At 39.1% G+C, this 14692-nt stretch carries 11 protein-coding genes and 1 pseudogene; 6 read left to right on the plus strand and 6 right to left on the minus strand.

Annotation, left to right across the window (positions count from 1 at the left end):
* Nucleotides 1-56: 56 nt before the first annotated feature.
* Nucleotides 57-809 carry a hypothetical protein gene (locus NST85_RS23035; RefSeq protein WP_341190501.1) on the minus strand — a complete coding sequence of 251 codons (753 nt, stop codon included), beginning with the start codon at nucleotides 807-809 and terminating at the stop codon, nucleotides 57-59.
* A 282-nt stretch (nucleotides 810-1091) separates the two neighbouring features.
* Between NST85_RS23035 and NST85_RS23040 the strand changes: the two genes are divergently transcribed.
* Nucleotides 1092-1595 (plus strand): glutathione peroxidase, encoded by a 504-nt coding sequence (locus NST85_RS23040; RefSeq protein WP_341190502.1) that lies wholly within the window; start codon nucleotides 1092-1094, stop codon nucleotides 1593-1595.
* Nucleotides 1596-1613: 18 nt separating this feature from the next.
* Here the strand turns inward: NST85_RS23040 and ald are convergent, their stop codons facing one another.
* From ald to NST85_RS23065, 5 genes are all read right to left on the minus strand, one after another.
* On the minus strand, nucleotides 1614-2738 hold the full coding sequence (gene ald / locus NST85_RS23045; protein ID WP_127190116.1) for an alanine dehydrogenase: 1125 nt from the start codon (nucleotides 2736-2738) through the stop codon (nucleotides 1614-1616).
* 198 nt (nucleotides 2739-2936) lie between these two features.
* A complete protein-coding gene (gene pstA, locus NST85_RS23050; protein WP_341190503.1) occupies nucleotides 2937-3818 on the minus strand; it encodes a phosphate ABC transporter permease PstA in 882 nt (293 codons plus the stop codon).
* On the minus strand, nucleotides 3815-4768 hold the full coding sequence (gene pstC, locus NST85_RS23055; protein ID WP_307400179.1) for a phosphate ABC transporter permease subunit PstC: 954 nt from the start codon (nucleotides 4766-4768) through the stop codon (nucleotides 3815-3817). The genes pstA and pstC overlap by 4 nt, the downstream gene beginning before the upstream one ends.
* An 82-nt stretch (nucleotides 4769-4850) precedes the next feature.
* Nucleotides 4851-5711, minus strand: a complete 861-nt coding sequence (locus tag NST85_RS23060) for a phosphate ABC transporter substrate-binding protein (protein ID WP_127190119.1) — start codon at nucleotides 5709-5711, stop codon at nucleotides 4851-4853.
* Nucleotides 5712-5740: 29 nt separating this feature from the next.
* Nucleotides 5741-7162, minus strand: a complete 1422-nt coding sequence (locus NST85_RS23065) for a stalk domain-containing protein (protein WP_341190504.1) — start codon at nucleotides 7160-7162, stop codon at nucleotides 5741-5743.
* 213 nt (nucleotides 7163-7375) lie between these two features.
* Here NST85_RS23065 and NST85_RS23070 point away from each other — a divergent pair.
* From NST85_RS23070 to NST85_RS23090, 5 genes and pseudogenes are all read left to right on the plus strand, one after another.
* Nucleotides 7376-7960: pseudogene (locus NST85_RS23070) on the plus strand (ABC transporter ATP-binding protein); the annotation flags it as partial.
* 208 nt (nucleotides 7961-8168) lie between these two features.
* Nucleotides 8169-9509, plus strand: coding sequence for a hypothetical protein (locus NST85_RS23075; RefSeq protein WP_341190505.1), 1341 nt, complete (start codon nucleotides 8169-8171; stop codon nucleotides 9507-9509).
* Complete coding sequence (locus NST85_RS23080; protein ID WP_341190506.1) at nucleotides 9509-12118, plus strand: helix-turn-helix domain-containing protein; 2610 nt, start codon at nucleotides 9509-9511, stop codon at nucleotides 12116-12118. Before NST85_RS23075 ends, NST85_RS23080 begins: the two co-directional genes overlap by 1 nt.
* Nucleotides 12119-12121: 3 nt before the next feature.
* Nucleotides 12122-13774, plus strand: a complete 1653-nt coding sequence (locus NST85_RS23085) for a hypothetical protein (RefSeq protein ID WP_341190507.1) — start codon at nucleotides 12122-12124, stop codon at nucleotides 13772-13774.
* On the plus strand, nucleotides 13758-14396 hold the full coding sequence (locus NST85_RS23090; protein ID WP_341190508.1) for a hypothetical protein: 639 nt from the start codon (nucleotides 13758-13760) through the stop codon (nucleotides 14394-14396). Before NST85_RS23085 ends, NST85_RS23090 begins: the two co-directional genes overlap by 17 nt.
* The last annotated feature ends 296 nt before the right edge of the window (nucleotides 14397-14692 follow it).

The following is a 14692-nucleotide window of genomic DNA, read 5'->3' on the forward strand; positions in this document are numbered from 1 at the left end:
AGCTGAGTCCACTTCTGTGGACTCTTTCTTGCGTTCTGGGGATGAGAACCCCCACTTTATTTTACTCCTATCTTGTCCTTGCATCGTTCCACCCATATGCTGTCCAACTTTTGAAGTCTGTTCTTAGTCAGATTCTCCTTCAACACCCAGCGAATGTCCTTATTTTCATAGTTAAGCCATGGCTGAAAGGCATTTTTACCTTGGTCAGGATACGCCGCAATGGCTACCGACCAACAGTAGGCGAGCGCTTTTTTCAAAACGAGAAATCCATCTTCTTTTCTATTATCTTCTATTAATAACGATGAAGTTGTCTGGTTTAAAATAATGAACAACTTTTCACCATACCTTGCATCTTTCAACAACTTTGGCTCACATATAGCGGCTACGGCTGCTCTTTGCTCTAGTAACCTCTCAACGCTCCATATTGCCATTTCCGAAAGAAGTCGCTCCATATTGTACTCACCATATATTTGCAATGCCATTGCGACGCTTTCCCTAATCCTCCAACGAGAATCTGAAGCATATCTTTTCAATTGAACCCAATACTCTTCTTTACCTTGGGCGAGCAATTTCCCCAATCCCACAACTCCGCACATCACAATAAACTCATCCGGTGAATCACCATGATGATCATCTTCTACTTGAAAATCCAAGAAACTTCGGAAGATCTCCTCATTCCCCAACTCCGCGGCTACATAGAGCAAGGTTAAATTTGCTCGTGGGCCTGGTAAGCCTGAATTCTGTAACAAATACGATTCCCACTTAGGTAAGACGAGTAGATCATTTTTATAAATTTCCTTTTGATTCATTTTTACCACCTCTACTTAAAATTGTAAGCGGGCAAGCCATTAGAACCCTAGGGAATTAATCACATGCATTCTTCACTCTTTTAATTCAAATTTGAGGATTATCTATCACTTGGAGTACAATGAATGAAAGGCAAGAGGCTTATTTGAAATTGTGTAGCTTGCTTTGTACGACGATCATTCAATGGTGTGTGGCTCACAAAACTAAGCACATGCTTACGTAGTAAGTTTTGCACGACGATCATTCAATGGTGTGTAGCTCACAAAACTTTGAGGAGGTATTATATGAGTTTTTCTTTATCAAATGGGGAGATATATGATTTCGAGGTTCAAAAGATTAATGGGGAGACGACAACTCTTGAAGATTATAAAGGTAAGGTTCTGCTCATCGTTAATACAGCCAGCGGTTGTGGCTTGACTCCGCATTACAAGGGGCTACAGCAGCTTTATAGTACTTATAAGGACAAAGGTCTTGTTGTCCTCGGATTTCCTTGTAACCAGTTTGCTGGACAAGAACCCGGTACGGAAGAAGAGATCCAACATTTCTGCGAAATAAATTATCAGGTAAGCTTCCCGCTCTTCGGCAAAATTAATGTCAAAGGCGAGAATGCTCACCCGCTATACAAATATCTGGTAGAGAACACTCCAGCTCCTTATCACACTGGAGAGATTGAATGGAATTTCGTGAAATTCCTGATCGATCGGAGTGGTAATATAGTTAAACAAATCCCGGCACGTACGGAGCCCGAAGCTCTAGAAGCTGATATTCAGCACCTCTTGGAGAATTAGATATTCCCCATTTGCCGACTAAATTCCGCGCAAAGCATGATCTACTGGGATATAAGTATAGCCCAAGCTATTTGCCACTGCCTCATTTGTCACGGATCCGTTCATCACATTAATACCTCGAGCGAGCGCAGGATTTTCGGCTGCGCTTTTTTTCAATCCTTGATTAGCCATTTGCAGCGCATATGGAATCGTAACATTGGTCAAAGCTAGTGTGGAGGTCCGAGCAACCGCTCCCGGCATATTGGCTACCGCATAATGAATAACCCCATGCTTCACATAAGTCGGATTACTATGAGTTGTCACCCGATCAATCGTCTCAATAGATCCTCCCTGATCGATAGCTACGTCCACAATTACTGAACCTTCCGTCATTTGTTGAACCATATATTCCTTAACTATCTTTGGTGCGCGCGCTCCTGGAATTAGTACGGCCCCAATTAATAGATCTGCTTTTTTAATTTCCTGCTCCAAATGGTACGAGTCCGACATAATCGTCCTTACACGCCCTCCAAAAACCTCATCAATATAACGCAACCGATTAGCATTTAGATCTAGCAGAGTAACACACGCACCCATACCCAGTGCAATTTTCGCTGCGTTCATACCAACCACGCCACCGCCAACAATAACTACTTCTGCAGGTGAAACTCCGGGAACTCCACCAAGTAGAACACCTTTTCCACCATGGGGTTTCTCCAGAAACTGCGCCCCGACCTGAACCGCCATTCTACCTGCTATTTCACTCATTGGTGTCAGTAGTGGTAGTGAACCATCTTCCTGCTGTACCGTCTCATATGCCACTGCACTTACCTTACTCTTAACTAAGGCTTCGGTTAATTGCGCCTCTGGAGCCAAGTGAAGATACGTAAAGAGAATCAAGCCTTCATGCAGAAATCCGTATTCCTCCGGCTGCGGTTCTTTCACTTTCATAATCATCTCAGCAGAGGTCCACACTTCTTCAGCAGTGGCAAACAACTCTGCTCCTTTAGCTTTGTATTCGTCATCCGTAAATCCGCTACCCACCCCTGCACCTTGCTCAATCAGCACCTGATTTCCGCTCTTGATTAAGGTTTCGACTCCGGCTGGTGTAATTGCAACACGGTTCTCATTATTTTTTATTTCCTTGGGTATTCCTACTCGCATGTTTAAACTTCCCTTCGTATTAGAGAAATATGGACTACATCAAATGAGACTTATTTTATTTGAAAATTATATTATCACACGGTTTTTCATATGTCATTTCTATCTGAATTACATACCTAATCTATTACATAGCAAATAACCTCCACTCTATCGTCTTAAAAGACGAACAAGGGAGGTCACCACTATTGCTATGACAACTTATCGCTTAACTTTTCGGTTATTAAACCAGAGCGGAACACGAAACACCAGATTGATCAGAAGTACGATAAATACGAGTACCGCCGCTGACATATCTGCAATTTGTCGAGCATCTTCTACGATCGCCTCTGACTGAACGTACCACAAGTGAACGGCAAGCGTCTCCCCTGGTGAGAATAAGTTGAAGTCCCACATTGCCCCTGAAGTACTGAGCCCTGCTGTCAAAAGGATTACAGCTGATTCACCAAAAGCACGTCCTGCTACCAAACAAACACCAGTTATGATTGCATTCATAGCTACAGGAATAACAACTGTACGGATGCTTTGATATTTAGTTATGCCCAGTGCAAATGCTGCATTACGCAAATCGTTTGGAACTGCCCGTATAGCTTCCTCCGTAACACGCGCCAGCATGGGTAAGTTCAGGAACGCAAGACTCACCGCTCCCCCGAGTATTGTCAGTCCAATACCAAAATACTCAGCAAAAATCGCAAGTCCTAATAACCCAAATACTATGGATGGGACAGAAGCCAATGATTCCACACAAATTCGTAGTACCTCAGTAAATTTATTCTTTGGTGCATATTCTGCCATATAAATACCTGCACCCACCCCGATTGGAAGCGAGATTAAGAGCGATAAGAACAGAACATAGAATGAGTTAAATAACATCGGTCCAATTCCGCCACCAGCATCAATCTCTTCGGGTAACTTCACTAGAAACTGCGGTGTAATCCCCGGGAGACCTCTACTCAGAATCGTGAATAATAGCCAAAAGATAAACAACATAATGACGGCTCCCAAACCATAGAAGCAAACCGTTGCAAACCGATCCCAGAATAAGGATCTTCTATTTTTACGCGATGGTGTAAAGGCACTCATGATTCAGCTCCCCCTTTTCTCCCCAGAAAGCGAATAAACAGGATGAGGATAAATGAAATGACTAACAGGAGGAATGCCATCATATGTAGCGCATAATTCCAAGTAGAGTCGAACTCAACATTCGAAATTTGCATGACGATATTACTAGTCAATACTGATGTCGAAGCAAATAATGACTTCGCTAACTGCGGAGTATTACCGATCACCATCACGACAGCCATCGTCTCCCCAATCGCGCGGGTCATTCCCAGAATAATAGCCGCAATGATGCCACGCCCTGCAGAAGGAAGAATAACTTTAAAAATACTCTGCAATCGAGTAGAACCTAGCGCATATGCAGCTTCACGATACTTCTTAGGTACAGCTCCTATTGCATCATCACTGATTCGACAGATCGTAGGTAAGATCATAATTGTGAGTACTAACGCTGCTGCAAGCAAGCCATCTCCTAAGCTTTCTCCACTTAGCTCGCGGAGTAGCGGCAGGAGGATAGTTAACCCTAAATATCCGTAAACGATTGAAGGAATTCCTACCAGCAAATCGAGAATAGGCCGAATTATCGTCTTCATCCATTTTGGAGCAATTTCTGCGATCAGAATGGCCATGCCAACTGAAATCGGTACAGCAATGACTAAAGTCAAAGCAGTCAACGACAAGGTATTAAGAATAAATAATGCGGCACCAAACTTCCCCTCTTCAGGGGTCCAATCAAAAGAGAAGAAATATTGTGCCAGTGAAATATCTTTAAAGGTAAGGAATGCCGTTTTACCAATAAAAAAGATAACTAATGCCAAAACGAAGCAAAGTGTCAAAATGCTGAAAAGAAAATAATTTTTAAACAGCTTATTCACGAAACTCGCCTTTATTTGCTGTTTGGATAGATGGGTATAAGACTTTTTATTATATACCGTCTCACTTTGAGCACCAGTATCTTGGACAGGTGTATTCACCCTAGTTCCTCCTATACAGCAACCAGCCCCGTCATTTGGGGCTGGTTGCTTGAATACTATGAGATTCATATTCTGTTAGAAATTATTTCATAGCTGAGATCGGAATGAATTTCAATTTTTTCAGGGAACTATCTTGGAACTTCTTGCTTTGTACATATTCGATAAATTCCTTAGTAGCTCCAGTTGGTTGACCTTTTGTCATGTAGTAACCATAAGACCAAATCTTGTATTTACCATTAATAACATTATCAGTAGTAGCTTCCACGCCGTTATGCTTCAAGGCTTTGACGTCACTACCTGTGATGTAAGTCAAGTCAATGTAACCAATCGAGTTAGGAGTCGTAGCAACCGCAGTCTTCATATCACCACTGGATCCAACTTCTTTGTAGTTCTTTTCTTTCTTAACAATGTCTCCACCATCAAGTGCTTTGGATTGATAGTTAACGCGTGTACCTGAACCGAATGAACGAGTAATGACTACGATATCTTCATCTGCGCCACCAACGTCTTTCCAGTTCGTGATTTTACCGGAGAAGATGCCCTTCAACTGCTCTGTTGTCAGACTATCGACTTTTACACTCTTATTAACGAATGTAGCGAACGGAATAACTGCTACTTTATTCGCTACTTGACCTGTGAAGGCTTTGAACCCTGGTACATCAATACTTGCATCCCAGTCACATGCTCCAATGTCAGCAATTCCTTTTTTAACTGCTTGTGGCCCTGTTACTGAACCTTTACCAGAAGCTGCGATCTTAACTTTAGGGTGCAGCTTTTGGAATTCCTTTGCTGCTTGCAGCGTCATCGGAAGAAGAGCAGTAGAACCATTTACTGTAATTTTACCTTTAAGATCATCCTTGGCCCATGCTGCACCTGCAAGTGCTGATGTCAGAAGGACAGCCGAAGCTACCGTAACTAGAGAAAGCTTTTTGAAAAATTTCATTTTTATTATTACCCCTTTCGAGTCCTAAATTATTTTGTTAGTTCAGTAGTTTTACTACCTTGAACCAATACGACTTTGCCATCTTCAATCAGAACTAAAACTCCAGTTGGAGAAACACTTACCTCTGAAATATCATTCGTAGTGCTGTACAATTCTGTTTTTGCACCGGCAGCATCAAGTTGAAAAACTTTATTACTTCCATCTGCTGCTGAAGCAAGAACGATCCATTTACCTGCAACCCATTCACTAGAAATGATATCAACATCTGCGACTAGGTTCGTTACGCTAGCTCCGTCTGCAGAGATAACTTTTAGCACATTATTAGTTACTACACCATCTGGATCCGCACTGACATATACAGTTCTACCGTCTGCAAGCAAGGAGAGGAACATTTTATTATCAAGTTCTTTCGTCAATTGAACTGGTTTGGCTCCCTTTGTTGAAGTGTCCAGTGAATACACTTGAGTACCTGCTTTGGAGTAATCTATTTCTAGTGATTCTTCGGTACCTGCTTTATCAGTAGAAGCTACCCCAGTAACGTTAACGAAATACACAATCTTTTTGCCATCGTCAGATACTTGAATTTCAGCCTTGTTCTCAACTTTATCAGCAAGTAACTCTGTAACTTTACCTGTGTCAACTGTTATGTATGCAAGCTTCTCTTGTTTGTCACCTTGAACGAAGTAAATCTTCTTGCTATCCGCCGACCATTTTAAATCTGTTTTAACCGAGCTATCTGTTCCCACTTTTTTCACTAAACCCGTACTCAGATTTACTAGATTCAGAACACCATTCTCATTTGTAAATGCGCCGTAACTATGATCTGGAGAGATGGCTGCTCCAATCGTATTCTCGTTAGATGAGAACACCTCATACTGCCCTTGTGCATTCAACTGGAATAGTTGTAATCCTGCATCACTTTCTCTTGTGGCGATCACATTCTCATTCACGTTAAAGACTGGTGCAGAAAATTCTCCATCTAGACGTGCAATACTCCGTAATTCTTCTGCATTAACCTCGCCACCCAATGACTCTACGATAGAATTAAGTTCAACATAATGTGTACCTGAAACATTTTGTGGGGCAACAGTAAATTGTGATGTATTACCATCCACCTGATAGTTCTTATCACCTGTTGTAATGAGAACATTGTGCTCAGTCACATTATTTGTAATAACCAGGTTTGATCCACTACGCTTAATACTTGCTCCGATGTTATCGGACAAATCTCGTAACGAATATAATGTAACTTTATTAACTTGAACTGATCTCAAGGTCACCAAGTTACCATTAATCAATACACTTTTGTTCGACACCTTTAATTGAGCTGAACTTGCCTTTGCAGGAGTTACATTAACGTTTGCTGCCGCACCTGCAGTTCCAACCGCTACAGCTGAAGATACCAACGCGGAAGCGAGAAGCATTCCAACTACTTTACTTTTCTTCATCATATTCACCCTTTTCATATCGCATAAATAGCTATACCTTGATTCTCGTATACAATTGTTAAATCAATTCTTGTGATTTGTAATAGTTTGTAAAATCGCAAGAATATTTTGTAAAAACAATATTTCGTGAACAAAATTAACCTATTTACTTTATATTTCTAGTGATCTATACTCGATAGTGAGTACTCACTCACTTTTCTAAAAAGGAGAGATCACATGACTCATCCCACATCTGTTATAAACGTTTCACATGCAGGCAAAAAGTTCGGAGCAAAAAGTGTTCTGGAGGACATTACCCTGGAGGTACAGCCCGGTGAGACATTTGGTCTTCTAGGTCCCTCTGGTTCAGGAAAGACAACGCTAGTCAAACTGTTGAGTGGGATCGATGAAGCCTCCTCAGGTGAAATCCACGTATTCGGAACGTTAATGCCGAAACTATCTATGTTAAATCGAATCGGCTACATGGCCCAATCAGATGCTTTGTACACTGAACTTAGTGCGTTAGAAAATCTGCAGTTCTTTGCCGCTATTTATGGGCTTAATGGATCAAGAAGACGGCAACGCATCGCTGAAGTGATGGAACTCGTTGCTCTCAGCGATCACCTTCATAAACGTGTTGATCAATACTCGGGTGGAATGAAGCGTCGCCTATCTTTGGCCATTACATTACTCCATGAACCCTCCTTACTCATTCTCGACGAACCAACAGTTGGTATAGATCCGCTACTACGGAAGTCCATATGGGACGAATTAAAAATTCTCAATACTAAAGGAACTACGATCGTCATGACGACTCATGTCTATCTGAAATAAATAGCACATCATAATATTGCACAACATTACATACAAAAAGTGATCACAAACCTTTATGTTCAAAGGTTTTTTTTGTGTCCAGATTTTATAATGCACAACACTAATTTTTGTGTTAACATTTAATCTCTGTGATATCTTAAAAAATTCCAAGAGATATTATTGCACATATTGATAGGATTATAGGGGGGATTCTTAGTTGAACAAATCTCACAAAGCGGAAATCATAGAATTTAACAATGATAATATACGATTTACGCTAGTTCCTGTGTGGTTAGACTGGGGGCGTAAGCGTGATGGTAGTATTATGGAAAAGCAAGTTGCTGCAATTGGTTTAAAAGATACCTTGAAAGATGTACATATTATCCACGGGCTAACCTCTTTTATATTAGGGGAAGGCAGCAGGTGGAGAACAAAAAAATATAACACTCAACGAAAGCATGTACACAATATCATTCAGTTTTTAAATTACCTAATAAAGAACAAAAGGAAATTAAAGATCAGTAAACTGTCTGACCTCACCATTCAAATAGGCACTGACTTTCTAACCCATCTAAGTTTTAGAAATCATGACGTAGCCGCAGAGGATTGCAGCATTGAGAAAAACATAACCATTGATAGAGCGACGGTATTAAGCATCAGCAAAACACTTACTTATTTCTATATCTGGTTGAAGAATAATGACATGCTTCCTTACGTTGATGAAGAGCTATTACGGGAGTTTAAACGTAAAAACCACCATAACGGTGAACATTACTATGAATCGATCTTTGATCCGATTTTACCTTCTAAAAAAATTAAAAAGTTAGAACACTTCTTCCCTATTAAATACCTACCATTGCTTTTGGAGATTTCTATATTAAAAACAAACCCTATCACTTTAGGATTGTATCTTCAGATGTTTGGAGGATTACGCGTTTCCGAAGTGGTCAATATTAAACGTACTCAATTTTCTCGAACTGTTAGCAAGGGTGATTTCTTACTAAACATCGAAACCAGGAATATGAGAACAGATTTAAATGGAAGCACTGGAGGAGGATATGTTAAGAAACAAAGAAGACAACTTGTAATTCAAATCAAAGACTGGGGAGACATACTCTATAGACAGCATTTAGAGCTATATAAAGAGTCAAATAACCTGTCAAATTACTCCCCAAAAGGTGCCCTTTTTGTAAATTCTCAAGGAAGAGCATTATCGGAGCCTAGCTACCGTTATTATTTCAAGAAATTAAAACAGGAATTTTGTGATTTCCTGATTCAATATGGAGATTCTGAAGATAAGATAGTAGCTAATCATCTTCGAATAATAGATTGGAGTACTCATATTGGACGGGGAACATTTACAAACATGATCACTGAACAAACTGACAACATTGCAGAAGTTGCATTTTTAAGAGGTGATTCTAATCTGATGTCTTGTTTACCCTACTTAGCTAAAACAACAAGAGCAAGAGATCGAATTGAAAAACGCATCTCAGAAACCCACGAGGATTTTGTACCTAATTTAATTAATAAAGATGCTCTCCAAAGGAGAAAATAATGCATTATACAGTAAGTCAATTACGTTCCTTTTTCAAAGAAAAAGGATATAACGTGGGAGAAAAAGCAGCATATGGCATGTTGAATAATGATCCCCATGTCATCAAAGATCCCAACGTCATGATCCCAAAAGAATATGCACAAGAACTTATAGAACAACACTTGTTAGTCCCCGAGGGCTATGTACTCGCTTCCGAGGCACTTAAACAATATAATATTGCGCAGAGTAAGATAGATTCATTAACAGAAGCTGGTACATTAAACAAATGCTTTCGTCTTCTTGATGGTTTTTGGAGAGTTTTTATAGATTCCACCAAACTGGACGAACTACAAAAAGACTTTATCACTTACCAGCAACTACACGAACACATCCAAGCTCTCGGAATCACGATTGGCGTTGAGTATATTAGAAAAGTAATGAACACTCATCCTAATGTGATAAAAAGCGAGAATAACAAACAAAACGTGCTCCACAAGGACGCGGCAAGAGACATTATCAATGGGATAATACCACCTGATGGTTACCTAACTGTTGATGAAGCTTGTAAACACACAGGACTAAATAAAAACTTAATTCACGCACTAATAAAAGACAAAATAATCATTACCTTTATTCCGAAATATGGAAAAAGGAAAACTTTTGTTAATCTACAACAACTGCAAGAAGTATCGGATAGAGAAGCGAATTATTATTCAGTGCCTGATGCAGCATTACTATTGGGTACTTCTCGCACCCACGTGTATAAAATTATTCAAGACGGCACTCTCAAGAATTTCAAGCTTGATAAAGTAAAACAAACAAAAAAATATTTTTTAGATAAGAAAGAAATCCATCAATTGCAAGCTGAATATTTAAACAAAAAGAATGAAATCCAAAAACCCTTTAACAAAGCCTATTTCATCAAACAATTTAGCGATGAGATAATAGATAAATCGCTTACCGCCGAACTTCGTCTGAACAAGGAATTATTCTCTAAATTCATCATTCAAATTCTAAATGATTTAAACGATCGTGAAACGAGTCTACAGAACAGAAAATGGGAGTTAGGTAATACATTTGATAAAGCCATTACCCACTTACCAAGCTTAGTTCATACACTGAGCAAAGATTTTCTTGTTGCTATGATTGACGATGATCAGATTCCTTATTACGTAAAACAAGATTTCATGAGATTCTATAAGTATGCGTGTAGAATACAGCGCACACCCTCACACAAGGTCTACATAACAAGAAACCGAACAAAAAGCACAATAAGTGAATCCAATGAGGATGAAATATATCCTCCTGCGATTTATGGCCAATTTTATACTCATGCAAAAAAGGTAGATCTCCATATTCCACAAGCCATTCAAAAGAGAACGTATGCTAATATGTGGCTGTTCTCGACTTTACTATTAACAGATATGTGGAGAGCAACGGATCTATTTTACGAATTTCCACGCATCGACATAGACATACTGAATATTTCTGATTGTGCATGGTTCCAAACAAAAAAATTGAATCAGAACCAGGTCCATCTAGTAATAGAACAATTACGCTTATCTTTGAATTTTGCGAATGTAGGAAAAACAGGTGCTGAATTGCTTTTTTTAATGATACCTGAATTAGAAGAAGCTATCGCAACTGCTGCCGTCATATGCGAATTACACAGCAGGGACCTCCCAACTAGCAACGTAGTTCAAAAAGGATTTCTGTTAGGCACATTTTTTGAGGGAATCACGCCCGAAAAATTAAAAACCAGTTCTTCAGGACGAGCAACTCACATGAAATACTTCGCTACAGACGAATTATTAAAGCGAACCAAGTTCAGCTCTCATAAACTATGTAAGAGCACCATGACTTATGTTTATTTTTACGTAAGTGAACAAGGTGAAGCTGGAGATATTGATACCCGTAATCAAGCAGATAAGATGTTAACAAAAGGACGATCACATCAGCAAGAAAATTCCGTGATCCCTTACGTGGCCTTTTCAAATAAAGACGGTTCCACCGATAACGTATCTATCAACTTATTCAGGCGTGGTCATTTCGGATGGTTGTATAACACAATGGTCTCACACGTTGAAAGCAGCTTGTCCATTCAGCAAAGCATGGAAAGAAGAACCGAGTCGATCGAAGGATTAAGAGATGAATTCTCTTTACGAGAATTAGAAGATTGGGCGGAAGGCTTACTTCAAAATAAAAAAAACAAAGAATTTGTAGTACGTCGACTCATGAAGATGTCCCGAGAAGAATTAATAAAAGAGGTCGTAAAAATCTACAGATGCGAAAAACCAAGCCGCGATGGTCTAGGTCAATGTTTCGTGTTTCCTGATTGCCATTTTCCCGAAAGATCCTCATGTATTGGTTGCCCTGAGTTCATCCCTCAATATCAATTACTAAAGGAAGCACAATCTGAATTTTTACGTCTAACGGATAGTATTAGAAACAACATTTCTGAATCTCTTCGCCTGAGGGACTCTATGTTTTTGTATCGACTGTATATTGTTATCGGAGAAGCTGTAAAGGAATTCGGACGCGAGAAGGTCAATACATACATCGCCTTAGAAACAATATCGAACGAATGGCAAAAAGCGAAAAAATATCTCGAAATACCAAAGAAGGTGTAATCAATGGAGTTAAAACAAGTGATCAATTCTAGCGGAACATTAAAAACCATTTTGATTGAGGATGTGGTGTTCCATTCCGATGAAATCTCTAAGTATAAAGATATTTTTGATAGTTTAAAAGCACTAGGAATCATTGAACACGGTGAATTTAGTGAAAAACATTGGTACACCTTTGACGAGATAAAAAATGTGATTGTCCCCTTGCGCTTTGAATTAGATGTTTACACTGAATTACAAATATCACTCAAATGTTTCATTGCAAGTCAACTGGCCATGTCAAAAGCAGCGAGCACTGTAAAGCTCACTCTAGAAAGTTTAAAAACAATCATTCTTGAAACAAATGGCTTTAAAATCGATAATCTCAACTCTTTCCTATCTCAATTGGAGGTTACATCACCTGGCCAAGCATACCGATATAGTCGCCACTTGTTAAACTTTTTGAATTTTTATCCTATAAAAAATCGAGACAAAGTCCTGGAACGCTGTTACACTATTTCTCGAATAAACACAAAAAACAGAGATCTACCCGAATTAGATGATATTATCGAATTCGACAGGATCGTGAATGATTATTTTCGAAGAACGTCCATAGAAGATCATTTAACATTTAAACCCATCCAAATTTTTTGGGTCATCACAAATATCATCCCTTTACGACCATCTGAATTTACCTTAATAAAAACGAATTGTTTAGAGATCAAGAATGAAAACTATTATATTGAGGTCCCAAGAATTAAGAACCGCGAAGGTGAAGGTATTCAGTACCAAAGCGTTCAGATCACTGATGATATCTATTTCTTTATTCAAGAGTTTATTCTACGCCAAAAGCAACTTGGCATTGAATCACACTATCTTTGTTCCTTGGAATTTCATGAGCGTTCATATGAATCCAGTTGGCCGCGCAAAGCTACCGATGGCTCGGAATCATTCCAAGATAGAGTCACATCTACCCAACTTCATGGTTTACTCAAACGATTCTATAAACAAGTCGTTGAAGGCATGTACAATGAGCATACCTCCATGCAAATAATACCTGCTCACACTAGACATTTTGCGATTATCAACATGTTCCTTCAAGGCTATAATATGCTTTCCATTGCAAGAATGGCTGGCCATTTAGATTTAAAAACACAAGATAATTATTACAGCCATGCAAAAACATTTGCACAATCGCATGTATATAATTTATTGCGTACCAGCATGGGAGAGAAAATGGGACAAAGCATCCCCAATGGGATATTTGGATGGAGACAGACACTTCGAGAAAAGTCGGCACGATTCGTTAGGTACTCTCATGATGAACTCATCGATAAATACCGAAAAGTAACGCACGGATATTGCAAGAGTGAAAACTTTCCTTACGATTGCGCTGAAGATTGCCGTGTTTGTCAATCCCATTTCATCTTCAAACCTAGACTCGATGAAGAACGCCAAGCTGGAACGTGGTTGGAGAGTTACTCCAAGGAAGTAGAACAAAAAATCGACTCTACACTCGATCTGATGATCAGCACGAGCAAGAGTCTAAGTAAGTTATCCAATCCACTTACCGAAGCCTCTTTCTCAAATGCTTCAAGGCAACTACAGCAATACATGGACCACAAATTATTAGTAGATTTTAAGATTAGTGAAGGTGATAACAATGGCGGGGAAATCTAATTTCACAGATGATCAACTTATGGATTTAGCTGACGAAATCAAAGCAAAATACAAAGGCAAAGAATTAACCCCTTCTTTATTAGAACGAGAAACAGGGATCGGTCGTATGACCTGGAAGAGACGGATTGACTATTACCTTAGTGAATTGAATAAACCCCTAGTTCGAGATATGGGATCAAATACAGATGATATGATTTTATTCCCCAGTATTGAGACCATTTTCACCAGGCACGGATATAACGTGGATAGCCATGTCAAGTTGGTTAATGCTCTACATGAACTAGAGTTGTTAGTCCAAGATCTTTACAAAGAAAAACAACAACACAAAGAGCAATCGAAGAAGTACGAGAAAATAAAAGATTTGTTTGAAGAGCAAAACAAAAAAATTCAAGACTTAAGAAGCCAAAAACAATATTACGAAACAAAATATAACCAACTTGTAGTCTCTAGTTTAGAACCTCATTTACGTAAAGAACAAGGCATTACTGCCGATATCATCGATTTTAACAAAAATAAAAAGCTTTATGAAAAACTTGATTCTTTAGAAAAAAACTTTCCAGAATCAGAGGAAACCTTATCACAGAAAAAGATTGAGGAACTGGAAAACGAGTATGATTTTTAGCACGTTATTTCCACATCGCATCGCGTGTTATCATTGAAATACCAATAGATAAAAGAGAGCTTCGTTATCTACACTATCCAAAAAAATAGCAACTTAGAGTGGTATGTAACAGCCTGGGGCCCTACTGTGGAGATCAATGATGTAAAAGCCTGAATTAAGTACAATAACACACATTGAGAAGCAGAAAGTTGCTTCTCTCGCTATGTGTTATATTCGTTTATTGGACCTTACATATATCCCGTCTTGGATTAGATAAGCCTTAGTAGTGTTTAATCGTATGCAAATAAAAATGGATC

Source organism: Paenibacillus sp. FSL K6-2524, from assembly GCF_038005525.1.
Classification (GTDB): Bacteria; Bacillota; Bacilli; order Paenibacillales; family Paenibacillaceae; genus Fontibacillus; species Fontibacillus anaericanus.